General features: G+C 54.8%; 31 protein-coding genes. 26 read left to right on the top strand and 5 right to left on the bottom strand.

Going from position 1 to position 23476, the window contains the following annotated elements:
* Positions 1-22: 22 nt before the first annotated feature.
* The 4 genes from RID21_RS02895 to RID21_RS02880 all read left to right on the top strand — a co-directional run bounded on the left by RID21_RS02895 (position 23) and on the right by RID21_RS02880 (position 1801).
* Positions 23-346 (top strand): hypothetical protein, encoded by a 324-nt coding sequence (locus RID21_RS02895; RefSeq protein ID WP_350187087.1) that lies wholly within the window; start codon positions 23-25, stop codon positions 344-346.
* A 24-nt stretch (positions 347-370) separates the two neighbouring features.
* Entirely contained in the window at positions 371-739 is a 369-nt protein-coding gene (locus RID21_RS02890; RefSeq protein ID WP_350187086.1) for a hypothetical protein, read from the top strand.
* Positions 736-984, top strand: coding sequence for a hypothetical protein (locus RID21_RS02885; protein WP_350187085.1), 249 nt, complete (start codon positions 736-738; stop codon positions 982-984). Before RID21_RS02890 ends, RID21_RS02885 begins: the two co-directional genes overlap by 4 nt.
* A gap of 70 nt (positions 985-1054) precedes the next feature.
* On the top strand, positions 1055-1801 hold the full coding sequence (locus RID21_RS02880; protein WP_350187084.1) for a hypothetical protein: 747 nt from the start codon (positions 1055-1057) through the stop codon (positions 1799-1801).
* A gap of 22 nt (positions 1802-1823) precedes the next feature.
* On the opposite strand, the gene RID21_RS02875 is transcribed toward RID21_RS02880, so the two are convergent.
* Positions 1824-2378 (bottom strand): hypothetical protein, encoded by a 555-nt coding sequence (locus RID21_RS02875; RefSeq protein ID WP_350187083.1) that lies wholly within the window; start codon positions 2376-2378, stop codon positions 1824-1826.
* Positions 2379-2858: 480 nt separating this feature from the next.
* Here RID21_RS02875 and RID21_RS02870 point away from each other — a divergent pair, with 480 nt between their 5' ends.
* The 14 genes from RID21_RS02870 to RID21_RS02805 all read left to right on the top strand — a co-directional run bounded on the left by RID21_RS02870 (position 2859) and on the right by RID21_RS02805 (position 12082).
* On the top strand, positions 2859-3554 hold the full coding sequence (locus tag RID21_RS02870; RefSeq protein WP_350187082.1) for a response regulator transcription factor: 696 nt from the start codon (positions 2859-2861) through the stop codon (positions 3552-3554).
* Entirely contained in the window at positions 3551-4951 is a 1401-nt protein-coding gene (locus tag RID21_RS02865) for a sensor histidine kinase (RefSeq protein ID WP_350187081.1), read from the top strand. The genes RID21_RS02870 and RID21_RS02865 overlap by 4 nt, the downstream gene beginning before the upstream one ends.
* 161 nt (positions 4952-5112) lie before the next feature.
* A complete protein-coding gene (locus RID21_RS02860; protein ID WP_145183349.1) occupies positions 5113-5565 on the top strand; it encodes a DUF3592 domain-containing protein in 453 nt (150 codons plus the stop codon).
* A 35-nt stretch (positions 5566-5600) separates the two neighbouring features.
* Positions 5601-5927 carry a hypothetical protein gene (locus RID21_RS02855; protein ID WP_350187080.1) on the top strand — a complete coding sequence of 109 codons (327 nt, stop codon included), beginning with the start codon at positions 5601-5603 and terminating at the stop codon, positions 5925-5927.
* 6 nt (positions 5928-5933) lie between these two features.
* Entirely contained in the window at positions 5934-6362 is a 429-nt protein-coding gene (locus RID21_RS02850; RefSeq protein ID WP_350187079.1) for a VOC family protein, read from the top strand.
* 30 nt (positions 6363-6392) lie between these two features.
* The gene (locus tag RID21_RS02845) at positions 6393-6986 is read left to right on the top strand and encodes a DUF4291 domain-containing protein (RefSeq protein ID WP_350187078.1); all 594 of its coding nucleotides are present in this window, start codon (positions 6393-6395) and stop codon (positions 6984-6986) included.
* A gap of 46 nt (positions 6987-7032) precedes the next feature.
* Positions 7033-7893, top strand: coding sequence for an alpha/beta fold hydrolase (locus tag RID21_RS02840; RefSeq protein ID WP_350187077.1), 861 nt, complete (start codon positions 7033-7035; stop codon positions 7891-7893).
* 5 nt (positions 7894-7898) lie between these two features.
* Entirely contained in the window at positions 7899-8648 is a 750-nt protein-coding gene (locus RID21_RS02835) for a hypothetical protein (RefSeq protein ID WP_350187076.1), read from the top strand.
* A 168-nt stretch (positions 8649-8816) separates the two neighbouring features.
* Entirely contained in the window at positions 8817-9284 is a 468-nt protein-coding gene (locus RID21_RS02830) for a hypothetical protein (RefSeq protein ID WP_350187075.1), read from the top strand.
* 12 nt (positions 9285-9296) lie between these two features.
* Positions 9297-9821 carry a hypothetical protein gene (locus RID21_RS02825; RefSeq protein ID WP_350187074.1) on the top strand — a complete coding sequence of 175 codons (525 nt, stop codon included), beginning with the start codon at positions 9297-9299 and terminating at the stop codon, positions 9819-9821.
* Between the two features lie 5 nt (positions 9822-9826).
* Positions 9827-10069 carry a DUF6868 family protein gene (locus RID21_RS02820; protein WP_145039690.1) on the top strand — a complete coding sequence of 81 codons (243 nt, stop codon included), beginning with the start codon at positions 9827-9829 and terminating at the stop codon, positions 10067-10069.
* An 80-nt stretch (positions 10070-10149) separates the two neighbouring features.
* Positions 10150-10656 carry a hypothetical protein gene (locus RID21_RS02815; protein ID WP_350187073.1) on the top strand — a complete coding sequence of 169 codons (507 nt, stop codon included), beginning with the start codon at positions 10150-10152 and terminating at the stop codon, positions 10654-10656.
* 527 nt (positions 10657-11183) lie between these two features.
* Positions 11184-11480, top strand: a complete 297-nt coding sequence (locus RID21_RS02810) for a hypothetical protein (RefSeq protein WP_350187072.1) — start codon at positions 11184-11186, stop codon at positions 11478-11480.
* Positions 11481-11662: 182 nt separating this feature from the next.
* On the top strand, positions 11663-12082 hold the full coding sequence (locus RID21_RS02805; protein ID WP_145183390.1) for a hypothetical protein: 420 nt from the start codon (positions 11663-11665) through the stop codon (positions 12080-12082).
* On the opposite strand, the gene RID21_RS02800 is transcribed toward RID21_RS02805, so the two are convergent.
* Positions 12070-13773, bottom strand: a complete 1704-nt coding sequence (locus tag RID21_RS02800) for a right-handed parallel beta-helix repeat-containing protein (RefSeq protein WP_350187071.1) — start codon at positions 13771-13773, stop codon at positions 12070-12072. The two genes, RID21_RS02805 and RID21_RS02800, sit on opposite strands and share 13 nt — an antisense overlap.
* A gap of 198 nt (positions 13774-13971) precedes the next feature.
* On the opposite strand from RID21_RS02800, the gene RID21_RS02795 reads away from it, so the two are divergent.
* The 8 genes from RID21_RS02795 (at position 13972) to RID21_RS02760 (ending at position 20574) form a co-directional block, all read left to right on the top strand.
* Complete coding sequence (locus RID21_RS02795; RefSeq protein ID WP_350187070.1) at positions 13972-14601, top strand: macro domain-containing protein; 630 nt, start codon at positions 13972-13974, stop codon at positions 14599-14601.
* A 139-nt stretch (positions 14602-14740) separates the two neighbouring features.
* Positions 14741-16240: an SDR family oxidoreductase gene (locus tag RID21_RS02790; RefSeq protein WP_350187069.1), complete on the top strand. Its 1500-nt coding sequence runs from the start codon at positions 14741-14743 to the stop codon at positions 16238-16240.
* A 105-nt stretch (positions 16241-16345) separates the two neighbouring features.
* Positions 16346-17014 (top strand): pyroglutamyl-peptidase I, encoded by a 669-nt coding sequence (gene pcp, locus RID21_RS02785; protein ID WP_350187068.1) that lies wholly within the window; start codon positions 16346-16348, stop codon positions 17012-17014.
* Positions 17015-17055: 41 nt separating this feature from the next.
* Complete coding sequence (locus RID21_RS02780; protein ID WP_350187067.1) at positions 17056-17487, top strand: hypothetical protein; 432 nt, start codon at positions 17056-17058, stop codon at positions 17485-17487.
* Between the two features lie 493 nt (positions 17488-17980).
* On the top strand, positions 17981-18955 hold the full coding sequence (locus RID21_RS02775; protein WP_145440543.1) for a DUF1559 domain-containing protein: 975 nt from the start codon (positions 17981-17983) through the stop codon (positions 18953-18955).
* A gap of 36 nt (positions 18956-18991) precedes the next feature.
* Positions 18992-19288, top strand: a complete 297-nt coding sequence (locus RID21_RS02770) for a hypothetical protein (RefSeq protein WP_350187066.1) — start codon at positions 18992-18994, stop codon at positions 19286-19288.
* A gap of 248 nt (positions 19289-19536) precedes the next feature.
* On the top strand, positions 19537-19932 hold the full coding sequence (locus RID21_RS02765; RefSeq protein ID WP_350187065.1) for a hypothetical protein: 396 nt from the start codon (positions 19537-19539) through the stop codon (positions 19930-19932).
* 45 nt (positions 19933-19977) lie between these two features.
* On the top strand, positions 19978-20574 hold the full coding sequence (locus RID21_RS02760; RefSeq protein WP_350187064.1) for a hypothetical protein: 597 nt from the start codon (positions 19978-19980) through the stop codon (positions 20572-20574).
* A 52-nt stretch (positions 20575-20626) separates the two neighbouring features.
* Here RID21_RS02760 and RID21_RS02755 read toward each other — a convergent pair whose 3' ends face one another.
* The 3 genes from RID21_RS02755 to RID21_RS02745 all read right to left on the bottom strand — a co-directional run bounded on the left by RID21_RS02755 (position 20627) and on the right by RID21_RS02745 (position 23387).
* Complete coding sequence (locus RID21_RS02755; protein WP_350187063.1) at positions 20627-21772, bottom strand: sialidase family protein; 1146 nt, start codon at positions 21770-21772, stop codon at positions 20627-20629.
* A gap of 112 nt (positions 21773-21884) precedes the next feature.
* Positions 21885-22322, bottom strand: a complete 438-nt coding sequence (locus tag RID21_RS02750) for a hypothetical protein (RefSeq protein ID WP_350187062.1) — start codon at positions 22320-22322, stop codon at positions 21885-21887.
* A 168-nt stretch (positions 22323-22490) separates the two neighbouring features.
* Complete coding sequence (locus RID21_RS02745) at positions 22491-23387, bottom strand: DUF1559 domain-containing protein (RefSeq protein ID WP_145183426.1); 897 nt, start codon at positions 23385-23387, stop codon at positions 22491-22493.
* Between the last annotated feature and the right edge of the window lie 89 nt (positions 23388-23476).

The raw sequence follows: 23476 nt of genomic DNA, 5'->3' as shown, positions 1-23476 counted from the left end.
ACTTGCTCGGGGGAAACCAGATATGGGGCAGAACAGTCTCATTTGGATTGGAAGTATTGTAGGATGCCTGTTGGGGATCCTGGGAGGCGGAATCGGCACCTGGATGAGTATCAAAAATACGAATGGCCCACGTGAGAAAGCGTTTATGGTTCGAACGGCGGTGGTCATGTGGGTGAGTATTTCGCTGTTTCTTCTGTTGTTGTATTTTCTATCTGAACCGTGGAATCGACTGATCTGGATTCCTTACGGGATCGGCCTGATCGCAGCCATTCATTATTGTAACCGGAGGCAACTGGCGATTTCTGCAGAGGAATCGCCTGTACAACATGCGCATCGTAACGAGTAGAAATCAACGGGCAGGAGTGAGTGCGTGGAACAACTGACAAAAATATTCGTAGACCTTTACCAGTATGTGACCATGCTGGCGATGGTGATTGCACTCTGGGGAGTGCTGAGCTGGCCCGGTATCAGAGGCAAAGGCTGGCTGGTGGGGGCACTGCTGGTGACTCTATCGGCAGAACTGGGCTCGATTGTGGTGCAGCTGATGATGCGTCAGTTTGGACCGGAGATGATCATGGGGCCCGATGATTATCAGTACCTCTGGCAGGCCTCATTCGTCCTGGGGGGGCTGTCATTGCTGGGGAAACTTTTGTTTGTGGTTGCGGTGTTTCGGTTACGTGCCGGCATGCGATCGAAGTTGTCCCCGATGCTGGCTGGAGCGGGATCCGGAGGTGAATGATGCAGCAGATTGACTGGATTGTGCTGGCGGGAATTATTTTGTTTCTCTGCTTAGTGATCGTGCTGCTGGCCAGTTTTGTGAAAGATCTGGCGAATCCTTCCCAGAGGAAGGACTCGGGCTCCGGATCGGGAGGCGGCGTCATCGGCGCACTGGGAGTGCTGGCCCGGATCGTGAATCCTGCGGGGGCACATGTGGAAGAAGCGAAGGAAGTCGAACAGGAGGAACAGGGGGTCGGCGGAGAGTAAGGGATCATAACAGGTTATCTCTTCCATTGACGGTAAAAATGCTTCAGAGGCGGTTTGGGGAGTCACCGGTATGTGGTCTTTAGTTTTCTGGTTATCCGATGGATACTCAGTATCATTAATTCGAACGAGTATGATGAAAGTGATGCAGCACATTCCCGGCATACATTACAGAAAGCATAGGAACCTGGAGACGAAACATAAAATCTACTTAACGCTGTTTGTCCTGTCGGTGATCGTCTATTTTCCGTTTGCTCATTGGGTTTCGACGACACCAGTGGGAACAACGCTGTTTCTCTGGCTGCTCATCTTCTATGGGCTGGCACTACTGGTAGCGGTGCTGGCGATCCCTGTGTCTCTCGTGGCGCTCTGTTTCAGAAGAACGCGACGAGATGCCCTGTGGGTGCTGATTCTGTCACTGATTTATCTTCCCTTAACATTTGCGGCGATTCCATTGGGCTGGCAGGTGCGTATGCAGCGGATGGCGACATTTGCAGAACGGAGTAAGCCACTAGTTCAGGCGATTGCGCGTTACACGGACGATCACGGAACGCCACCTGAAACGCTGGAGCAACTGGTGCCCGATTATCTGCCGCATGTTCCCGGGACGGGCATGATGGCTTATCCAACATACCACTATTATGCGGGTGCTCAATCCCGGGAACGGTATCAGGGCAATGCCTGGGCTCTGGTTGTTCCAACTGGAAGCGGAGGCTTCAACTGGGACCAGATGCTGTATTTCCCGCTACAGAATTACCCGGAGCACGGCTACGGAGGCAGTCTGGAACGCGTGGGCAATTGGGCCTACGTGCATGAGTGAGCTGCGCCTGATCTGCGGAGCGTTACATCAGGCGCTCTTCGTTTCGCAGGAGTTCGGTGCAGACTTCACTCGCTGGGAGAAGGACGGCTAGTTTTTCGCTGCTGTTGAGGCGGATCACGCCGCTGGTCAGGACGTCTTTCAGGTAGTAACTGACTTCGACGGCTTCCCAGTCGAGACGGAAGTGGGAGCCAGCCATCCCCAGTGGGTTGCAGACATCCGTGGCAGCGGACTGGCGGGGAATCAGAGTCAGGCGACGGCCCGGGTTCTGGCGGTGCAGCAGGTCTTCGATTTGAACAGTCAGTGATTCATCCAGGAGCAGGACGACATCCGCGATCCCCTGCCCGTTGGCCTTATCAAAACGATGCAGGATCGCGGCCAGTTCTTCAGATGAAGCGTAGCGATGGATTTCCACCTGAGAGGCTTCCCGGGCCGACCAGAGGTGGATTGAATCGTTTAATTCGCGGGTGGCACTGATTTCCAGAGCGTGTGCGCGGTCGATCCGATACTGCCGGTCTGACGCAGCAGACGGATTCGGTGTCGAGAACATGTCATTGATAAAACTGGTGAGCGTAGTCATCTCTTTTTCCTTTTCGATGCGGAATAGTAGTAGTATCGGTAATTCAGGGGGGCAGACTAAAATTCGGTCTGGGGTGAGTGCGATTCCGGTGACGAATCACCGGACTGGCGATGCTGCGAATCGGCTAACTTGATTCCTGCAGGGAATTTCTGTTCCATATGGCGAGCCAGAAGCGGCACCGCTTCAACAGTTAATAGACAGTGGGAAATGATCGGCTGTGGGTGACTGCTCTCGGAGTCAGTTCTCCTGGAGAATGCTGAAGATGTAGCAGACATGCGGCGTTCCTTTTCAAAAGGTCGGGTAAAACGGCAGGAGCCGTGCGATTCAAAAGCATTATCGTCACAGGACTTAAAGCCACGCTGAAGGAAAGATAAAATCCACTTCATCTTTCATGGCGTTGGGAAGGGAGTGCGTATAATGCCTGTGCAGGAGACCTGTTAACGCGAGAGATACATACGATTTGAGTCAAAGGCATTTGAGATGAGCAGCCGGATTTTGATAGTGGAAGACGAAGAAAAGATTGCCGATTTCCTGGTGCGGGGACTGGCCGAAGAGGGATATGCGGTTGATCATGCGGAAGATGGACGTGTGGGCTGGCTGCTGTTGAATAATGAGACCTGGGACCTGGTGATTCTCGACTGGTGGCTGCCGGTGGAAGACGGGATTCAACTGCTGCGTCGCTTTCGTCAGAAAAATCGCACGACGCCGGTGCTCTTCCTGACGGCCCGAGACGCGGTGACCGAACGGGTCACGGGGCTGGATGCGGGAGCCGACGATTATCTCACCAAACCCTTTGCGTTCGAGGAACTGCTGGCGCGGGTCCGGGCGTTGTTACGACGTCCGGGGCAGTCCAGCTCGGTGGTGATTGAGTTCGAAGATATCCGGGCCGACCTGGAGACACAAAGAGTCACGCGGGCCGGTCAGCCGCTGGAGCTCACGACTAAAGAGTTTTCACTGCTGCTGTTCTTTCTGAGGAACCCGGGCAAGGTACTCTCGCGGACACGGATCTACGATACCGTCTGGGACGATGCTTACGACGGGCTGTCAAATACGCTGGAGGTGCATATCAAGGAACTCAGGCACAAGCTTGAAGCCTGCGGCCCCCGTGTGATCCAGACCTTGCGGGGGCGGGGTTACATTCTGGAAGCAGCTTCCGTTGAGGAGGGACTGCGATGAAGCTGACCACGCGGGTTTCCCGGTTCTTTCTGATCGCGCTGGCTGTCATCCTGGTGGGTAATTCCCTGATCTTATATGGCGTGGCGCGGACCTATCTGGAACATCATTTCGATGAACAGCTCGACGCCTTACTGCACGTACTGGTGGCAGCGGCGGAGGTGGAGAGTGACGATGTTAAATTCGAAGCGACCGATCACTACGTGGCCGATGAAACTTCCTCCGGCAATGCATTCTGGCTGATTGTATCCGGAGACGGTCGCGTGATTGCGCATTCGGAGAATTATCACGCTGCGACGGGAACGGCTCCTCAGGGGCATTCCGAACAGCCGCTGATTGCTGATCCGGAAGCGTATCAACAGTCTGGCTGGCGGATTGTGACCCATCATCTGGCGGCTCCCGATCCGAAGCCGGTCGAAGAGCGCTCGTCGCTGGAGCATGCTGAGTTGACGGTGATCGCTGCCCGCAGGCTGTCGCCGTTACAAAGTACCCTGTTCTGGCTGGCCGTGGTTTTGATTGTACTGCCGGCGTTCTGCTGGCTGATCGCGGCGTTACTGGGTAGACGCTTTTGTGGGCAGGCCTTGAAGCCCATTCGCCAGCTGGCCGATGAGGTGCGTCAACTCGATGTGCGGGACCCCCGGGCCCGACTGGATGTACCTGCCACAGCGGATGAACTGGAAGAACTGGGAGGGGCTTTTAACGAACTGCTGGATCAGCTGTTTCAGGAATACGAACATCAAAGACGGTTCGCGGGAAACACGGCGCACCAGTTGCGTACGCCGCTGACGGTGATGCAGGGACAGGTGGATGTGGCTTTGCGACGTCCGCGGAGTGTTGAAGAATACCAGGAGACGCTGGCTTCAGTCAGTTCTGCGAGTCGTTCTCTGAACCGGACCGTCGATGCCCTGCTCTTCCTGGCGCGACCGGCGGGGGATGAACCGATTCCTGATCTACAGCAGGTCGATTTGTCGGCCTGGTTGCTTGATGAGCTGAATCGCTGGCAGCAGAATGACCGCGGAGACGATCTGGTCTGCGAGAGTGAATCAGGGTTAATTTGTGAGACCTCCCCTGCACTGCTGGGGCAGATCCTGGAGATCCTCGTGTCGAATGCCTTTAAGTACAGCGAACCGGGAACGCCGGTCACGGTGCACGCGAAGCGGCAAGGCGATCGAGTCGAGTTGGCGGTGCAGGATCAGGGAATGGGGATCGCGGAGGAAGATCGGGAATCGATTTTCGAACCCTTTTTCCGTACCCGCCAGGCGCGGCAACAGGCTTCCCCGGGAACAGGGCTGGGATTGGCGCTGGCACAGCATATCGCGACGGCGCTGAGTCTCGAATTACATTGTGAGAGCCGGCTCGGTGAAGGCAGCCGCTTTGTGTTATCGATTCCTTCCCGGTAGGGCATCAATGCCTGTATCTGTTCAAGGGTATGCTTAATTTCCCTGAAACCGGGATAATTGCTTGACTGCTTCTGTACAGGTGTTGTGGGGTTGTTTATTCTGGGCCTGCTTATGGATTAACAACTTCAGATGACACCTCCAGATGAAAGCTGCCCGAGATAATGGATACAGATGAAGAGATGCGCCAGTTGAAATCGATGGCGAAATGGGTTTTGATTGGTTTAGTGGTCTTTATTTCCTCCGGTTATTATGCGTTTCAGGAGCTCAAATTCATGATCTGGGGCCAGACTGCAGAGGCCACGGTAACGAATGTATTTGAGACATCTGAGCGGCGAAAACCATTGCTGGCGGTCGAGTATACATTTACGGATGAGGAAGGTCAGCATCACAGTGAGCGTGACGATGTGCCACGCAGCTGGCCGAAACCGGGGCCGAAAGTGACGGTGCAGTATCTGTCGGGCGTGGAGGACTCATCGCGACTGGAGGGACATTCCAGCAGCACGGCTGTCTGGGTCTTTCTGACATGTTGCGGATTGATGGCGTTTGGCTGCTTCAAGCTGTACCAGATGGCCAGCGAAGCGGTAGATGGCCCGCCCCGCAGGAGACGACGATAGCGTGATCCATGAGCGGATCGGGAAGTGTGGTAGCGATGAATGATTTGAAGCCGAACAATAATGCCTGGAGATGGGAAGGACTCCCCCCGATCCGCAAGCAGTGGGTTGGCAATGGTGAAGCGGTCCTGTCACTGGTCTGCCTGGTTTCGCTCTTTCTGTTCTGCTCCCCGCCCGGCTCTCTGACCCGGGAATCACAGATCCCCTGGATGTTGTTCGTGATTCTGGGGCTGGGGATCGGGCTGAGTGTGGGAGGCATTCGCTTTGGGAGCCTGCCCGGTTATCTGATCGGGATTTTATCGCTGGTGATTCAGCTGCTGATCCTGGCCCTGCTCTGTTTAGTCCTGTATACCAATTTCGACTGAGCGGCTTTGCTCACAAAACTGAATTCCGGCGAACGTCTGACCGATGGTGGTGTCACAACTGGCGTCTATTCTGCTTTGAGCCTTACTGGAGAGACCATGTCTGCCAAACTGAATCTGCTGGTGCTGCGCTGCCAGGATCTGTCTGCCTCAAAAAAGTTTTATGAGCAACTGGGATTTCAGTTCCACAAAGAGCAGCATCGGACCGGACCGGTACACTATGCTGCGCAGCTGGAAGAGATGGTATTTGAGCTGTATCCACTCAAACCGGGAGCAGCCGTTGATCAGACTCGGTTAGGGTTCCGATTGTCGGTAGCGGGAGCTTTGAAGGAGAGACTGGATCGGGCCGGGATAGAAATTTGTGATTTCACTCATCATCCCAAGTATTCGGTGTATGTCGTACAAGACCCGGATGGCAGGAAGGTGGTGCTCTCCTGATCCTGGTCTGCAGTAGGTGTGAGAAACCCAATGGCCCGTCTTTATGAAATACGAGCAGACTATGATCGCGAGACGATCGTTGTGTACCAGGCCTATGCAGATCCGATTGCGGACGCGTCGCTTGAGGCACAGACGTTTGTGCGTCCCTTTTCGTTTAAGCGGATGACGTGGATCAAGCCTTCGTTTTTATGGCTGATGCATCGCAGTCACTGGGGACAGAAAACGGGACAGACGCGAATTCTGGCGGTCCGCATCAATCGTGCCGGCTGGGAACGTGCGCTTTCACTGGGGGAGCTGACATCTCCCGAACGGGGCGTCTATCGCTCTGCAGCCGAGTGGGAGCGGAAATTCCAGACCGCGCCCGTGCATATTCAATGGGACACGGAACGGAGTTCCCGCGGAGCGGCTCTCCCCTGCTTCAGTATTCAGGTGGGGCTGAGTCGTCACATCATTCGCGAATTTGTCGAGGAGTGGATTGTCGGAATTGAGGATCTGACACCACGGGTTCGTAAGTGGAATGCGATTCGTGTCGGGAGCAGCCGCAGTCTGAAACGGGAGCTGCCGGGCGAAAAAGTTTATCCGGTGCCTGGGGAATTAACTCGAAAGCTGTTGATTTCCGACTGAGATGGTTTACAAGTGGAGGAAACCAGAACGGAAGGCAGGTTAAGCAATGGCGAGAAGCGAATCCGGAACGTTCACAACCTCGGACGGGGTGAATCTGCATTACCTGACTGCCGGTGCGGGACCGCCGCTGGTGATCCTGCCCGGCTGGTCGCAGTCAGCGGCGCTGTTTCAGCGGCAGCTGGATGACTTGAGTGACAGGTGCCGCTGCCTGGTCCTGGATCAGCGCGGGCACGGAGAGTCGTCCAAACCGGATTATGGATATCGCGTCTCCCGCCTGGCGATGGATTTGCGCGAGTTACTGCAGGCGTTGGATCTGCAGGATGTGATTCTGCTCGGTCATTCCGCGGGCTGTGCTGTGATCTGGAATTACCTGGATCTGTTCGGCGAGGCGGGTTTGAGTGGCCTGGTACTCTGTGATCAGATGATTGCCCGCATCCGTCGGCCGGAATGGTCGGAAACCGAATGCCGCCAGTATGGGGCCGAGGTAGGCGGTGACGAAGTCCTCGCGCAGGCAGAGCTGATCGGCAGCAAAGAGGGGCCGGCCAAGACGGGTGAATTCCTGGCGAGCATGTTTACCGAAAGTTTCTCTGAAGCGGATCTGTTGCAGGTGATTCAGGAGAGCCTGAAGTTTCCCCGCCCTTATGCTGCGGAACTGCTGCTGAGTGTGAGTGCCGCCGACTATCGTGATCTGCTACCCCGGATTTCACTGCCAACCCTCTGTATCGGCGGCGCAGCCAGCCACCTGGGACCTGAGGTCATGCCCTGGATTGCGGAGCAGATTCCCCGCGGCCAGGTCGAGATGATCGCTGCGGATGTGGGAGGCAGTCACTTCATGTACCTGGAGAATCCGAAAGCGTTCAACAGTGTTGTCAGAGACTTTGTTAATCAACTGACTGAAGGTAAATGACCAGCATGCGGAAACTGGCCCTGGGCAGAATCGTTGGTTTGCTGCTGACAGTGCTGTCACTGGGCATCGCTGTTCTGTCAGGGTATGAATCCTGGAGGTTCAATCAGACTGTTCACGACTGGGACATCGCCCGGCCGATGGAGACAGCGATTGATTTGTCACGAACGGGAGCGGTCACGGTTCCCTTTGATCAGTCCTGTTCGGTTTCGCATGGGGAAGCTGTGTATCTTGATTGTGATCTCCGAGATGACACGGGACAGGTCCCCGAAGAATTGCTTAAGGGGCTTTCAGGGAAGTTGGTAATCACAAATGCAGCGGGCGAGGAAATCGTACGCAGATCACTGATGAATGATGGTGGAGTGCTGCCTGGCGAACCGATCGTATATCGGGGACGGCCTGGTGGTGAGATCATGCTGGTAAATCTACCGACCTTTGCAGCAGGAAAGTATTCCGCGACAATTACCGTTGATCAGCCAGCATCGGCACTTGCGGGATATCAGCAGACCGTTTATGCGAGATACCAGTTATGCGGACTGGAGCAGATGCCTGTGGCGATCCTGGGTTTTATTTCGTTCTGCGCGGGCTTTGTGGCTCTGGTCAGCGGGAGTACCACGCTTCCCGGATGGTGGCTTCACGGTATCTGGAAGTCGGTCTCTCCGGAGGAACCAGAAGCGGAAGATTCAACAATACAGAAAGACGATTCGACTGAGACGGATTCGTCCGATTCCGAACCGCCGCGAGAATTGTTTTTCTGACATCGATCTAACAATTAATAACTGCGATCGAATTCTAAATCTGCTAGACTCATGCGCAGCAGGCACACTTGAGGAGAATCTCCCGCCGATTCTCTGATGAATCCGACAACTGCATGCGGGCTCTTAGTCAGGCAGTTGTCGAAACCTTTGACTGGTGAGAGGTGTCTGATGAGTCTGTTCGCTGTCGGTTTACGTAGCACAACGGATGAGCTGCTGGCGATTCTGGGTCTTGCGATTGCATTGTCGGCCTATCTGTCCGGGATCCGCTTATATGCAAGACAGAGAATTGCTGACATTCCAGAAAATGATCCACAGAGGGACGAAAGAAAGCGGAAGATTCAGATCAAACTGGCGTGGTTGACTTTAGCCGATGCGCCCATGGTCTTCTCTGCTTTTCTGCTCGGGTTGACTGTTTTATGGTATCCGGTGACGGGGTTTAATCCTTATGCCTCGTTTGTACCATTGGGCATGGGGTTGTTTCTGTTTGCAGGCGTGGCGATGGTGATTCAACATATGCTGGCCTGGTACGATACACTTTCAGAACTGATTGAGCAGGTGGCGTTAAATATCATGCTGGTCATGTTGATCGTAGCGGGAGTGCTCTGGTGGATTTTTCTGTATCTGGAACAGCATTAGAGGAACTTGTGGATGGCGATGGAAGATCTGAAACGGGATCTGGAAGCAGTCGCAGGTCAACCGGTTGCTGACCTGCAGGCGGTCTATGATCGACGTTCGGAAGAGCCGGCGCTGGGAACAGAACTGGTCTCGTTGCTGGCTGATCCTCAATTGCAGAAGCCGGCCAGCTGGCTGTTGAGGCGGCATCTGGAAGCGGGACACACATTGAGTGTCTCCCAGGCGAAGCTGCTGTTTCGGGCTCTGTCGGGATTGCAGGACTGGGAGACGCGCCTGCAGGTGTTGCAGAGTCTGTCTTACCTGCCGATCGGAAAGCGGGAGGTCAAACCGCTGGAGGCCTTCTTAAGAGATTGCCTGGAGAGTGAGAACAAGTTTGTGCGTGCCTGGGCCTATCACGGGTTTCATGAACTGGCGCTGCAACATGCGCAATTCCAGGCGGAGGTTGATCGTCTGCTGGAGCGGGCACTGGAAGACGAGGCGGCGTCGATCAAGGCGCGGGTACGAAATATTCTCAAGCAGAAACTCAAACATCAGAGGTGAGCGACATGGATCTGACAACGTTGACCAGCTTCTTCATGTGGTGTTCCATTTTCAACGGCGGTCTGCTGATATTGTGGACGCTCTGTTTTCTTTTGATGCCGGATCTGGTGTACCGAACCCAGAAACGCTGGTTTCCTCTCCCCAGGGAGACCTTTGATGTGGTAATGTATGTTTTCGTAGGCGCGTTCAAGCTGCTGTTTCTGGTATTTAACCTGGTGCCTTATCTGGCGCTGTTGATGATCGGGTGATGTCGAGTATGGTGACGAAAACTCTGGCTGGCGCTTGGAAGGTCAGAGTGAGTGTGTGTTGAATAGAAGTGTGAACACGTATGACAGGACAACCATTCAGGGATGTTAATGGTCCCCTGCCCGTCGAGCGGGATTTTGATCCGCACGAAGGCGATCTGGACGCGCTGGTGGCCTGGGAGAATTTTGGTGGGTTGACGTTGAAGGAAGCCTATCAGAGATTTCAGGAAAATCCCTTTGTTTACCAGGAAGATTTCATGTGGATGGGCGGGAAAGCGTTTGCTTATTATTTCCCGGTACTGGAGCGTTATCTGCTGGTTACGCCGGTCTGGGGGGCAGATGAGGAAGCCGAGTGGTGCCAGGTGTATGGACTGGGAGCCACGATCCAGTTTCAGTTTTCCGATAACTGTCTGCCGGAAGTGCGAGAGCTGGTGCCCCGCGTATTTCCCCTGGTCGCGCAGGTCAAAGAGTCGATCGAAGCCTATGTCGACAGCGGACACCCTTATTATTCCGATCCGGAGATGCAGCAGCATGTGATCCGCGAATGGAATGAACTGGAAACCCATCTGCAGCAGTTCCAGAATAAATGAGCGCTTGAGGGTGCGCCGTCTCTCCTGTTCCCAGGATCGAGACAAGGTCACGCGTTGATTCTACGCAAGCGACAGGCAAGGCGTGGGAACGACGTTCAAAAATGTTGCTGTTCGTGGTCGGCATGAATCTTGCAACTCCTCTTCTGCATGCTCATCTCGTATGGAATGCTGAAACGGAAACAGAGAGTTGCAGTCTGGATTGACTGTTGGTTCTTCTCGACTGTGTGTTTCCTGCATGACATCTTGAGCAGAATGCAGAATCCGGCCGGTACGGAAAGGTTTTGCATGAGTTGTGCAGGATGCTGCAGTGTAAGCCGGTGACATGCTGCAGAAATGGAATTCGTTGATTTGACGATTCAAAATTGCCTTTCTCAGAGATGAGAGATTGATTTATGATCCACAGGTCAACGGGAGCGGAAACTGGCATACAGCGGATGCGATGACTGTGGATTCCATTTGTTTTTCCTGACTGGTATCTGTCATCACCTGTCGATCCGTTCGGCATTATTTTTAAATGAGGCATTCCCATGAAAAAAGACATTCTGAAAAACGTCGTGTTGTATTGTGGCGGAGCGCTCTGCTGTGTGATTCTGTTATTCTGGTCGCTGGACTCGTTCAACGGCGCGCAGGGGCACTGGGAGGCCGAGATTGGTCAGGCGGAGCAGCAACTTGCGCTGACGCTCAGACTGGCGGGCCGCGAAGACCGCATGCTGCGTCGGCAGGTGGTGTTTTCCGATCAGGCAGCTAACGCTCATCCGGCGGGAACGTTTACACTCCCCGAACAGGCGGAACAGATGCGAGGTAACAAACTGACGTTTGAATAAACGACCATTCTGCCCGGACGCGTGACGTTTGAATGGGAAGGACATCACTTTGATCTGATGTTGAACAGCCTGACGGTGGATGGCAAACAGTACGACTGGAAGAATCAGCAGCCGATTGCACTGGTCAAACGAGCGGATATACGCGAGCTGTAAGTGTTTTCCAAACGTAGATTTCAGACTAGATGAAAACCGGGAGTGAAGCATTGGCGCTGGATATTGGGCTGGAGTCGATTGAAGGGGGGACGGATCCGCTTGACCGGACGCTGATAGTCAGTCTGGAAGCTGGGGAAATGGCGTTTTTGTATGATCCCTTTCAGACATTCTTTGCAAAGACCGGACTGGTTATTGAGCCGTACGAAGATACCCGAATTTCGGGTGAAGACCTGAAGATCTTCGAACGGCTGCTGCTGGAGACAATGCGTGTCGTGGAATCCAGGCCGGAACAGTGGGAAGAATTCACGGAGTTGCAGTATCACCCGCAGGAAGTGAAGATCTACACGACACTCTTTCGGTCAGGGCTGCTGCAGAAATTAAACGGACTCGTGGAGCTGACCCGGGCCGCAAATACAGCGCAGCGGGTGCTCTTCTTTTATGGGGATTGATTTTTATCAGGGGCTGTATCCGGTTTGCGTAATGCATTTCCTTTCACGGTACCTGCCTGGCCTGTCAGCGTGAGGACTTCTACTTTGGGGTCGCTGGAGACTGCCACATTGTTGAAAACGTGGGCCGGGGCTTGGGGATTTTGAATCAGCAGTGCCGTGCGGTGGAAGTCTGTGATGTGGTTGTGGGAGGCCAGTACGGTCGCTTCACTGGCACTGAGCGCGTGGCGCCAGTGATGGAAGCGATTGCCTGTGAGCGTGATATCCGCACCGGGCAGTGCCCAGACCCCAAAGTTGGGGGGACCGACTTTGCGGAGCGACGTCCCCGCGAATTCATTGTTTTCCGCCCGCAGTTTTCCAGCGACGCGAATGCCGGCGACTCCCCCGCCGCGAATGGTATTGCCAGTGAGGGTGACATCGGCGCCGGCGAAGATCATGAGGATGGGCGGCAGACCTCCCTGGCGAGCGAATTCATTTCCCAGGAACAGGACGGTCCAGCCTGAGTGGACGCCGGCGGCGACTTGCGCGTTGTCGATGATGCGGTTGTTGACTACTGTGGATCGACCCGATTTACAGTCAGCGAAACCGAGACCTGCGGTTTTGTTGTGATGACAATAATTGTTGATGAGTGTGGTGACAGCATCGCCTTGCTGACCGATGCCGGACTGTCCATTCTGATAACATTCATTGCCGATGATGGTAGGAGAGGCGTGTGACTGAGAGCCGATGCCCGCCAGGCGGTTCTGGTAGCAGCGATTATTACGGATCAGCGGTGCGGCAGACTCGCTGGCGCCGATACCGGCCATGCCGTTGTCATAGCAGTCGTTGTCTTCAATCAGGGGACGCGTATTGGCACCGGTACGAGAGCCAATGCCGGCGCGACGGTTGCGATAGCATTTGTTGCCACGCACGAGGGGACAGGAACCTTCACTGATGCCGATCCCGGCGCGGATGTTTTCAAAACAGGTATTATTGATGACGGTCGGGCTGGCGTCGTCGTGTCCGATGCCGGCGTAGAAGTTTTCGAAGCAGGTATTCTCTTCGATAACTGCCTGTGAGTCATGCATGGAGCCGATGCCGCCACCCATGTTGCGGTAACAGACATTACGATAAATGTGTGGGGTACAGCGTTTGCCTTCGGTCGCCTGGGCAGCGATGCCGGTATAGCCGATGTGATGGACGATGTTGTTCTGAACCGTGCAGGTGACGCCCATGATGGCAATACCCGGGGTGCCGGGAGCACCGATGTGTTCGTGCGACTGCTGTTCGCCCCGCATGGCGTGATGGTGGTTCCATTTCTGTTCGTCGTAGACGCCGACACCCGTGACGGTGAATCCATCCAGCACGGCGTTCTCTGCCAGCAGGACACCCGCACCCTCTTTCTGTCTGCTGCCGTCAATGATTGTGGTTTCGGCTCTTTTCAGGCCCCGTTCTCCCCTGCTCTCATCGCCGGCGCTTTTGAGTGTGATGCCCGGTTTCAGACGCAGGCGTTCATAGTAGGTTCCTGCAGTGACCAGGATGGTGTCTCCCGGTTGGGCGGCATCGATGGCGGATTGAATCGTCGGAAACTTTTCGGGAACGGACAGTGTGTCCGCTGGTAGTGTTCTGGGATGTGCGCAGAGTATCAGCAGACAGGCCAGGGACAGCAGAGAGAGACGCGGGAGCGGGGTGGGAAGATGATAGCGCGAGCACATGGCGGTTACTCCTCAACGCGGCAGGTGGGGTATGTTTTTCAGCTTCCAAGCTATCAGATTGAACGGGGGGATCAAGCGCTTTCCTGTCCATTGAAGAACACTGTTAAACAACAAACAGGCCGGCAGGTAATCGCTTGACCAGTGCCGGCTTTCTCAGATAAAATAGGGTTCTATTCCAAGAAAGGATCCTTTCCCCTTATGTCTTTGCCCCTTGATCTCTGGCTGATTCATCCCGAAGCGGAAATGTGTGATGCGTTTCGGGATCGTTTTCAGGAACTCCCCCATGTGACGGTAATGGAATGCCGTTTTGAAGACTTGCCCCCGCACGACTGTTTTGTAACGGCGGCGAATTCGTTTGGCATCATGAATGCCGGCATTGATGCCGCGGTGGTCAATTTTCATGGTTATGACCTGATGAAACGGATTCAGCATCGGATTCTGGATCTGTATCTGGGAGAACAGCCGCTGGGAACCTCGTTTATTGAACCGACGGGAAATCCCGATTATCCCTATGTGGCACACAGCCCGACGATGCGCGTCCCCGGTTCGATCTCCGGGACGGATAAAGTGTATGCGGCGACCTGGGCGTCCCTGCTGGCCGTGTATCAGCATAATATCAGCCAGCAGGACGAAGCTACCAAAATTAAAACGGTGGCTTTTCCTGCGATGGGGGCTGGTTTTGGATGCGTACCCTATCGGGAAGTGGCTCGGCAGATGGCGGTGGCGTATCAGCATTACCTGGATCCGCCGCATCGGATGGACTGGCAGGCGGTGATTCGCCGTCAGCAGGCGATTGCCTACGATGAGGGACAGCAGGTGGTTCGTTGAGAATTTCAATACAGGAATTGTTTTAAGCGAAAAATCGATTTTCGGCCCTCAACATCAGTGCGGGCAGGACTATAAAACTGAATGGAGCTGCTGGAAGCTCTGATCGTGTTCTGTTCCATGCTAAAGAAATGCTGATTTCATGCCTGAACTGTCTGCTGCTGACGCATCTGAGATGATCCTGTTGACCGGAGCTACCGGCTATGTGGGGGGACGGTTGCTGCAGGTGCTGGAATCGCGGGGTGCCCGGCTACGATGCCTGGCGCGGCGACCAGAGGTGCTGCGGGAGCGGGTCGCTGAGACCACGGAGGTGGTTTACGGGGATGTGCTGGAACCGGAGACACTGCTGCCGGCATTGAAGGGGGTGAAGGTGGCGTATTACCTGATTCACTCGATGGGTGAGGCCGGTTCGTTTGAGGAGAATGACCGGCGGGCTGCGGAACATTTCGCGCGGGCTGCCCGGGAAGCGGGCGTGGAACGGATCATCTACCTGGGAGGCCTGGGCGATGAAACGGAGACGCTCTCCCCTCACCTGCGAAGTCGACAGGAAGTGGGGCAAATTCTACGGTCGTCAGGAGTGCCGGTGATTGAATTCCGGGCGTCAATCGTGATCGGCTCGGGGAGTCTGTCGTTTGAAATGATTCGGTCGCTGGTCGAACGCTTGCCTGTGATGGTGACGCCGAAGTGGGTGATGCGGGCTGCACAACCCATCGCGATTGAAGACTTGATCGCCTATCTGACTGAGGCCCTCGAAATTCCGTTGCCGGAAAGTCAGACGTTTGAGATTGGCGGTGCCGACCAGGTTTCGTATGCGGAGATCATGCGGGTGTATGCCCGATGCCGGGGGATGCGGTTGCGGATGATTTCGGTGCCGGTGTTGACGCCTTATCTGTCGAGCCTCTGGCTGGGGCTGGTGACACCCCTGTATGCACGGATTGGTCGCAAGCTGATCGAGAGTATTGTGCATTCCACGGTGGTCCAGGATGAGCGTGCGCGGGATACCTTTTCGATCGAGCCGATGGGAATCGAATCCGCGATTCAGCGGGCGTTGAATAACGAGGAACGTGAATTCGCGGAGACACGCTGGTCGGATGCGGTTTCGTCGTCGGGACAAGTGCGTTCCTGGAGTGGCGTGCGATTTGGTAACCGGCTGGTTGACGCTCGAAGTATCACGGTGGCGTGTCCTCCCGAGATCGCGTTTCAGCCGATCCAGCGGATTGGGGGTAAGACGGGCTGGTATGCCTGTAACTGGCTCTGGCATTTGCGTGGCGGGCTGGATCTGCTGGTGGGCGGTATTGGTGTACGGCGTGGTCGTGCGCATCCAGTGCGATTGCGCGTGGGGGATACCGTCGATTTCTGGCGGGTGGAAGCGTTTGAGCCGAACCGTCGCCTGCGACTGGCGGCCGAGATGAAGCTGCCGGGTCGCGCCTGGCTGGAATTCGAAGTCAAAGGAGATGCGCAGGGTTCAACGATCTCGCAGACGGCAATGTTTGATCCGGTGGGACTGTGGGGGCGGCTGTACTGGTATGCGGTCTGTCCGCTGCATTATTTCGTATTTGCGGGGATGCTGAAGAATATCGCCCGGGCGGCGGAAGGGATCCAGGGTGCTGAATCTTCCTCCGCATCTTCTCTTTCCCGGTAGCCCCCCTGCTCTGTTTTTCGTTATGGCATTATACGGCCGTTCTGTTTTAAGATAGGTCTGTCTACGGTTGTGTCCGTCAGTCTGTAACGAATAAGGGAGCCTGCGATGACGAAAGTCTTACTCACCGGTTTTGAGGCCTATGGCTATACTCCGGTCAATCCTGCGGAATCGGTGGCGCGGGCGCTGGACGGGGCTGTCGTGGGTGGGGCTGAGATTGTCTCGCGGATTGTGCCCAACACGTTTTTCAAGTGTATCGATTTCGTGAAGGCAGAGATCGAGCAGATCCAGCCGGAACTCGTGGTGATGATGGGCGAGTACGGAGGCCGGTCGATGATTACCGTCGAGCGGATCGCACAGAATCTGAATGACGGGACACGCTATGGTCTGGTGGATAATGCGGGCCGTTCCCTGCAGGGAGGGCTGACAGCTGCCGACGGTCCGGCCGCGTATTATACGACGCTGCCGATCCGGGCGATGGTCCAGGCGATGCGGGATGCGGGAATTCCGGCTGATATTTCGGATGCCGCGGGAACATTCTGCTGTAATCATCTGATGTATGGGATTCTGCATTATCTGTCCCAGAGTGAATCGTCGATCCGGGCGGGCTGGATTCATCTCCCCTATCTCCCCGAGGTGGCGGCACGCGTGGAGAACCTGGGCGAGCCCAGCATGTCGGCGGAAACGTCGACCGAGGGAGTGCGGATGGGCATTGAAGCAGCTTTGACGCACTCAGAAGACATTGATGCAGCCAGCCCTTCCCGACTGCAGATCTGAACAATTTACTTGATCGATGTGCTGAGAGAAGGGAGTCTTGCGTGTCGGAAACCAGTCGACCTCAGAAGATGAAACAGAGTACCAGAACGAAAATCGTGTTTGGTGGTATTATGCTGGCGGTCCTGGTGCTGGGCTGGGGAATCGCGGTGGAGTCGGTGATTCAACACGACCGCTATTGGGATGAGCGAATCATGATTCCCCGCGGTTCCGGAGGTATTGAGGATGAACTCCGTCGGGAACAGGGGGACCTGTTTCACAGTCCGCGATTCCGATCCTCGGTGGGAGAAGTGATTGTGAACTCCATTCGCTTTCTGCCCGATGTCCGGTTCTTTTTCATTGAATTCTATGATAATCACCCGGTCGTGGTGATCTTCTTCTTTCTGATCGAAGTCGGCCTGTTGTGGCTGGGGTATGTGACGGTCAAGGATGACTTGCGAGCGGAAGCCGAAGCAGTAGACGAAGCTTCTCAATAATCCTGCAGTCCTGAAATCATCGCAGGCTGCTGAGCTTGTTTGCCAGGCTGAACATCGGGTTTGTCGTCTGTGCTCCTCACTTCAGATACTCGTGGCTGTGTTTGCAGTTATGACGTAAGTGACAATATTATAATGTCTTAGACTCTAAGATTGTCATCTTATCACCTACGGTTTTCTTTTTGAAAACGGAGCCAATTCCCTTGACGGTTCTCGAAAAGAGTGGCTATATTGTTTTGAGACTGAATCTCAGTGTCATGTTTAGTGCTGAGTGATAAGTGCTGATTTGTTTATCCAGTCCGGACCCAACCCGCGAGAGATGAGGTTGTGTCTGGAGGGCCTGTGTCGTGGGAGCGACCTGATTCGTGTTCCTGCCCGGCTGTCTCCAGAGACAGACTTCTTTCAGTAGCCAGCCAGATTCCTCCGGAGAGAGATCGTTTCAATGTCGAAGCGATTTTGATTCCCGTTTGGTTACTGATTGAAGGAGATACCCACCATGTTGTCTCGCGCAACACGTCTGTCCCGCCCTGTTTCCCGCCTCCCAGAACGATCCGGCTTTACGCTGATCGAACTGCTGGTTGTGATCGCGATTATTGCGATACTGATTGCCCTGCTGCTCCCTGCAGTTCAGCAGGCCCGCGAAGCCGCTCGTCGTTCGCAGTGTAAAAACAATCTGAAACAGATCTCGCTGGCAACGCATATGTTTCATGATACGTTTAATGAATTTCCCTATGCAGTGACTGACGTAGAGGAAACTGTTGATCTGACTGTCTCGCCTTTAACGACAACCTGGACCACGGGACATATTCAGATCATGCCCTACCTGGAGCAGGATGCGGTGGCCCAGCGCTGGGATAAGGAAGAGACACGTAATAGCACCAATGATGCAGATGGCGATGGATTTACGAATGCGATGCTGGTGCAGATGATTGTGCCGACGTTTATCTGTCCCTCCATGACGATGCCGACTGCACCACTGACCGACAACCGAGCCCCCTGCAGCTATATCTTCAGTGCGGGCACACCGGAAACCAATCTACTACATTATGCTACCTGGTATGGCGTACCTGAGCCTGAATATAATGGTGCAATCATTCCCCGCATTCTGGACCCGAGCAAATCCAGCAGCCCGAGTTATGAAAAGTCCACCAAAATGCGTGACATCACAGATGGGACAACGAATACGTTTCTGTTGGGAGAAACCGATTTTGCCCCCGCAGGGGTTCCCTCTGATACTTATGGTAGTGTCTGGGCTTATGGGTATGCCGGCTATACCTGGGGTACGACGAATGCCAGACTCAATACGAAAGATGGTTCAACCAGTTATGGCGTGTTCCGCAGTCAGCATCCCGGAGGGGCTCATTTCGCAATGGTGGATGGCTCGGTGCATTTTCTGTCTGAGAATATTGACTTCGGTTTATACCAGGCATTGTCGACCCGCTCTGGCAGCGAAGTGGTTTCGTTTCCGTAAGCTCGTTTGAAATAGAATTAACAGGAGTTAGTAGCAATGTTACGTGTCGTCTGTCTGAGCCTGATTCTGTTTCCGGTGGTGCTGACTGGGTGCGGATCCTCTGAGTCAGATATTGAAATCGGTAAGCCAGCCGTTCTCGCCGCGCAGCCACCACTCACCCTGGAAGAGTGGAAAGCCATGACTGATTTAACCGAGAAATATGATGGTGCAACGCTGGAACGGTTGCGGGCTGGAAATCCTGAACTGAAAAGTGATCGAGCCTGGGATAAATACCAGAAAGAATTCGTTGCTCCTCAACTTGTCAAAGATAAACCGCTTAAGGAACGAATCTGAAATGATTTGATTCAGCACTAAAGAACTCATTTTCCGCCGGGGGCAGTCCATCGTGGGCTGTCCCCATTTTTTATGGATAGTGTGATATGCAGCAGAGATGAAAACGGTTTGTGAAAATTTGTGGCTGGTTGACAGGGGGATACATGCTGTCATAATGTGACGAATCGAATTGCAGGCACAAACGTGATTTGAACTGAGAGTCCAACAACTGTGGGCTTGAGAAAATTAAGCGAAAGGTAATTACAGGGATGTCTGCAACGAGAAGAGGCGGGAGCCAGGGAGACGAGGCTTCCACTACAAAAGTCGTCGGGATGCTGATGCTGGCGATCGCAGGGTTTGGCTGGGCATTTATGGCGGCCGCTTATGCACATGAAAAACAAGGCTGGCGACAGGAGTCGACCAATCTGACGGAACCTGATGCTGATGGAATTCAGTACGATCAGCGATTTGAAGATGGGGGAGGCATTCGCCAGCAGTCCGGTTCTTCACTGTGGGACTTTATCGGCAATGCGTTCCGCCAGCTTCCCAATCTGTTTGGAGTACTGGCGTTTTCATTTCAGCACCGGCTGTGGCTGGTCATTCTGATTGCCTGCCTGGAAGTGGGCGCACTGGGGCTGGGTTATGCGATGAGCAAAATAGACTGATGTGATTTCCACAAGATTTCTGCTGACGTAAGGAACTCAGACAAGATGACCGAAGAACCCCGTCCCCGTCGTAAACGCAGGCGTCCTCCCGAGAGTGCGGGAGACTCTGTCAGTCGCAAACCCCGACGCCGGCCTGCCAGCCGAAAAGTCGCACGTGCCGAAGAGGATGCGCCGCCGGTACCGAAAAAGAAGGCGACGAAATCCGGGCGCAAGAAGAAAAAGAAACGAAAAGACCACGATGAGGGCTGGTCGACCAAGCAGGTGATCACGCTGGTGATGATCGGCATTGCGATGTTCGGCTGGGCCTGTGCTGCCGCCGCGTATGCGCATGCGAAAGAGGGCTGGCGGTCCAACGAAGTGGAACGTTTCGCTGAGGAACATGGCGAAGAACTGGAGTCAAGTTCCCGGTTGTCCCGGCGGGGGGCCCGCAGTGCGATGATCAAAACCGCGGCACGTGCCTTGATGGATTTCATCGGAAACGCGTTTAAACAGCTTCCCAATTGCCTGGCGGTGATCGCCTTCACGTTCTCGGAACGGCTATGGCTGATCATTCTGTTTGCTGTACTGGAGGCCGGCGCGTTGGGCCTGGGCTTCGTAATGGAAAAGGTGGGGGAAGGTTTCGTGGAGACGCCCCGCTATTGAGGCGTTTGAAAGCCAACCCCCTGCTTTGCCATTACTGCGCAACGAAGATGAACTATTCCTTCGCTTTAGGAAGTTCATCCAGTTTGAAACGGACGGAGACCACGGAGTTCTGATTGGCGTTGTCGCGGTATTTGACGTAAGTCGTCGCGACGATGGTGCCATCGGGCAGGAGTTCGACACCGGGGTAGCCACAATCGCCTTTGCGTCCATACTGATGCAGCAGCTTGATGCGGTACTTCCCATCCCGTCCCTGGACGATATCGTCGTAAGTGCCAACCCAGGCAACAAAGTCACCGCGTGTTGAACTGCCGGGAGCCTGGTCGCGGAAGCAGATCACCAGCTGTCCGTCTTTCGTGAAGACTTCTTTGTGACGGTCGCCTGTCAGGCCCCAGGGAGTATCGACGGGCTTCGTCCAGGTCTGGCCTTCATCGTTGCTGAACATCATCAGGCTGCGGCCTTTGTGTGTATTTTCCCGCATCAGGCAGCAGAGCTGTTTGCCGTCGGGACTGCGGAAGACGCAGGGCTCACAGGGATTATTACCCTCGACTTCGGCGACGATCCGCGGCTTGGACCAGGTGAAGCCGCCGTCCGCGGAGATGGTCTGCAGGACGACCAGCGGGGAGCGGTCTTTGCCATCCGGACCGCGATGGTAGAGGCCGAGGTAACGTCCATCTTTGAGTCGGACCATGCTGCTGAAGGTCATGACACAGGGGAAACCAAGGGGCGGCATTTCTTTCCAGGTTTTGCCGTCGTCTTCACTCATGATGCTCGGCATGCCCGGCCCGCCCCGTTTTCCCAGTGCTGCTGAGAAGACCCAGAGACGTGCGGTGCCATCGGGACCGATCATCCGATAGATACTGGGACAGTTCTGATGGGTAGAGTAACCGGCGGGCAGTCGTTCGTCGATTCGCTCCCAGGTTTTGCCTCCATCGGTGCTGCGGGCCATGGGGCCGGCGGAACCGCCGTGATTGATGCACCAGACGGCGTAAATGGTTTTCTGATCGGGCATCAGCAGTGTAGTCGGGTGTCCCTGGTAGACTTTGGGAGTACCGGCGGCGATGACCGTCTGTCGCTCGGTCTGTTTGGAAAGATCGATGAGCGGCAACTGGTCGGCGGCTTGTAAAGCAGCATTCTGTGAGGTGCTGAGCAGAACAGCGGTCAACAGCAGTGGTGTGAGTGAGAACGGGTGATTCATCATGCGATCTTTCTGTGAGCTTCAGGCAGGTGTGTTGTGCGGCGTGTTTCAGACCCTGGTCTGATTATAAAGCGATGGATAGGGAATGTCTGGTGTTGTGACGGAATCGTGAGAATTACTTTTCGAGTTCGAAGTCGAGCGTCTGGGCACCCTCTCCTTTTTCGATCGTGGCGGTGAGTGTGGTCTGGGAGTTATACTTCGCCGGGATTTCCGTGACCTCGGGGATCTGTTCCCCACTGGTGCCGACATCACCCGGGGCGACACTCTCATCCAGCTGAGGTGTGCTGGAGACGATCTGGACTTTGCAGTTTCCCAGAGGGACGCCCCCTTTATTGTCGAGCTGATAGATGCCGGCGCGAATCGTGGCCAGCGAGACAGGTCCGGAATCGGGGATAAAACGGATTTCTGCAGCATCCAGCGGATCACCGGCGTACTTAACGATGCCTTTGACCGGTCGTCGCTCCGGTGCATCACTGGCGCCACAACCGGCGGAGAGGAGACTGAGACACAAACAGGCACAGCAGACAACTTGATTCAGAAGCGAGGCGTTCATTGATTATATCTCTGCAGGGGTGAGGAATGGAGTGAGCAGCTTCCCGGCGATCCGTTCGGCAGGAGTTCCCATTGTCAGATCCAGGAGTGCCAGACCAGAGGAATGCAGGCTGTTCCCTCTGGTCCATGGCGGTTCCTGATCTCAGGTGTCGAACCTGAAAAGCAGCGTTTAGAATTCGCCGACGACTTCCCCGCCCTGACGGGTCGTGAGATCGGAGAGTGTTCCCTGGTCGATATTTTCAGAAAGGAACCGGACTGAACCATCGCCCAGCACGAAGTGGCAGCCGCCGGTGTGCCAGCTGGAGAATTCCTGGGTTCGCAGATTCCAGGTGCCACCGCCAGGCGTGGTGTGAGGTCCGTTGATACCGCCGGCTGTGTCAAGAATATTCCAGACCGGATAAGGATTGCCGTCAAACGAGCCGGTCAGTCCGCCGGTACATTCACCGACCATCAGAGTGTTGCTGGCACCATCGAGGATATCGCTGATTTTGGTCCGACTGCGATTGTAGAAGATGCCATTCCCGACACTGGCAGGCCAGGTATTGTCGGAGCAGGTCCAGTCGACGGAATCTGCGACGCCCGAGTAATTGGTTTTGCCGAGGTCGTCTTTGTTTCCCGGTCCGCCGTTGTTGATGGCACCGGTCATATTCACGCGGTCGTCGCTCTGGGGGTCACTGGGGCACTGATAGCTGGGGACCTTGAAGCCGACCACATCAATGGCCTTGTTGGGAGAGTCATTGTAGTTTTTGGAGAAGTTGTATTTGTTGTAGACGTTGGCCTGATCGATAAAGGGGAGGATCAGAGTGCCCCAGCCGAAGCGGTAGGTTAGTCCGGGAGAGCCCGAACAGCCGCCGTTGCGGTGATCGATTCCATACGGGAAGACCTTGTGAGTTTCGTGGTAGTTGTGGAGAGCCAGACCGATCTGTTTCAGGTTGTTTTTACAGGTGGAGCGTCGGGCAGATTCACGTGCCTGTTGGACAGCAGGCAGCAGCAATGCAATCAGAATGGCGATAATGGCGATCACGACCAGTAATTCAATCAGTGTAAATCCGCGCTTGATTTTCATGATTCTCTCCAGATGAAACAGATAAATTGAGGGGCGTTAAGACTCCCGGTACAGACCTGGTCTGCTGTGCCTGTGCCCCAGATTTGCAC

It is taken from the genome of Gimesia sp. (genome assembly GCF_040219335.1).
Classification (GTDB): Bacteria; Planctomycetota; Planctomycetia; order Planctomycetales; family Planctomycetaceae; genus Gimesia.
The sequence above is the reverse complement of the archived record's forward strand: the minus strand, read 5'-3'. Positions and strand labels throughout refer to the sequence as shown.

What these genes read in the sequence shown, in the direction of transcription:
- RID21_RS02895 (WP_350187087.1), top strand. Translation starts at nt 23, where the DNA reads ATGGGGCAGAACAGTCTCATTTGGATTGGAAGTATTGTAGGATGCCTG.
- RID21_RS02885 (WP_350187085.1), top strand. Translation starts at nt 736, where the DNA reads ATGATGCAGCAGATTGACTGGATTGTGCTGGCGGGAATTATTTTGTTT.
- RID21_RS02880 (WP_350187084.1), top strand. Translation starts at nt 1,055, where the DNA reads ATGTGGTCTTTAGTTTTCTGGTTATCCGATGGATACTCAGTATCATTA.
- RID21_RS02875 (WP_350187083.1), bottom strand. Translation starts at nt 2,378, where the DNA reads ATGACTACGCTCACCAGTTTTATCAATGACATGTTCTCGACACCGAAT.
- RID21_RS02870 (WP_350187082.1), top strand. Translation starts at nt 2,859, where the DNA reads ATGAGCAGCCGGATTTTGATAGTGGAAGACGAAGAAAAGATTGCCGAT.
- RID21_RS02865 (WP_350187081.1), top strand. Translation starts at nt 3,551, where the DNA reads ATGAAGCTGACCACGCGGGTTTCCCGGTTCTTTCTGATCGCGCTGGCT.
- RID21_RS02860 (WP_145183349.1), top strand. Translation starts at nt 5,113, where the DNA reads ATGGATACAGATGAAGAGATGCGCCAGTTGAAATCGATGGCGAAATGG.
- RID21_RS02855 (WP_350187080.1), top strand. Translation starts at nt 5,601, where the DNA reads ATGAATGATTTGAAGCCGAACAATAATGCCTGGAGATGGGAAGGACTC.
- RID21_RS02845 (WP_350187078.1), top strand. Translation starts at nt 6,393, where the DNA reads ATGGCCCGTCTTTATGAAATACGAGCAGACTATGATCGCGAGACGATC.
- RID21_RS02840 (WP_350187077.1), top strand. Translation starts at nt 7,033, where the DNA reads ATGGCGAGAAGCGAATCCGGAACGTTCACAACCTCGGACGGGGTGAAT.
- RID21_RS02835 (WP_350187076.1), top strand. Translation starts at nt 7,899, where the DNA reads ATGCGGAAACTGGCCCTGGGCAGAATCGTTGGTTTGCTGCTGACAGTG.
- RID21_RS02830 (WP_350187075.1), top strand. Translation starts at nt 8,817, where the DNA reads ATGAGTCTGTTCGCTGTCGGTTTACGTAGCACAACGGATGAGCTGCTG.
- RID21_RS02825 (WP_350187074.1), top strand. Translation starts at nt 9,297, where the DNA reads ATGGCGATGGAAGATCTGAAACGGGATCTGGAAGCAGTCGCAGGTCAA.
- RID21_RS02820 (WP_145039690.1), top strand. Translation starts at nt 9,827, where the DNA reads ATGGATCTGACAACGTTGACCAGCTTCTTCATGTGGTGTTCCATTTTC.
- RID21_RS02815 (WP_350187073.1), top strand. Translation starts at nt 10,150, where the DNA reads ATGACAGGACAACCATTCAGGGATGTTAATGGTCCCCTGCCCGTCGAG.
- RID21_RS02810 (WP_350187072.1), top strand. Translation starts at nt 11,184, where the DNA reads ATGAAAAAAGACATTCTGAAAAACGTCGTGTTGTATTGTGGCGGAGCG.
- RID21_RS02805 (WP_145183390.1), top strand. Translation starts at nt 11,663, where the DNA reads ATGAAAACCGGGAGTGAAGCATTGGCGCTGGATATTGGGCTGGAGTCG.
- RID21_RS02800 (WP_350187071.1), bottom strand. Translation starts at nt 13,773, where the DNA reads ATGTGCTCGCGCTATCATCTTCCCACCCCGCTCCCGCGTCTCTCTCTG.
- RID21_RS02795 (WP_350187070.1), top strand. Translation starts at nt 13,972, where the DNA reads ATGTCTTTGCCCCTTGATCTCTGGCTGATTCATCCCGAAGCGGAAATG.
- RID21_RS02790 (WP_350187069.1), top strand. Translation starts at nt 14,741, where the DNA reads ATGCCTGAACTGTCTGCTGCTGACGCATCTGAGATGATCCTGTTGACC.
- pcp (WP_350187068.1), top strand. Translation starts at nt 16,346, where the DNA reads ATGACGAAAGTCTTACTCACCGGTTTTGAGGCCTATGGCTATACTCCG.
- RID21_RS02775 (WP_145440543.1), top strand. Translation starts at nt 17,981, where the DNA reads ATGTTGTCTCGCGCAACACGTCTGTCCCGCCCTGTTTCCCGCCTCCCA.
- RID21_RS02770 (WP_350187066.1), top strand. Translation starts at nt 18,992, where the DNA reads ATGTTACGTGTCGTCTGTCTGAGCCTGATTCTGTTTCCGGTGGTGCTG.
- RID21_RS02765 (WP_350187065.1), top strand. Translation starts at nt 19,537, where the DNA reads ATGTCTGCAACGAGAAGAGGCGGGAGCCAGGGAGACGAGGCTTCCACT.
- RID21_RS02760 (WP_350187064.1), top strand. Translation starts at nt 19,978, where the DNA reads ATGACCGAAGAACCCCGTCCCCGTCGTAAACGCAGGCGTCCTCCCGAG.
- RID21_RS02755 (WP_350187063.1), bottom strand. Translation starts at nt 21,772, where the DNA reads ATGATGAATCACCCGTTCTCACTCACACCACTGCTGTTGACCGCTGTT.
- RID21_RS02750 (WP_350187062.1), bottom strand. Translation starts at nt 22,322, where the DNA reads ATGAACGCCTCGCTTCTGAATCAAGTTGTCTGCTGTGCCTGTTTGTGT.
- RID21_RS02745 (WP_145183426.1), bottom strand. Translation starts at nt 23,387, where the DNA reads ATGAAAATCAAGCGCGGATTTACACTGATTGAATTACTGGTCGTGATC.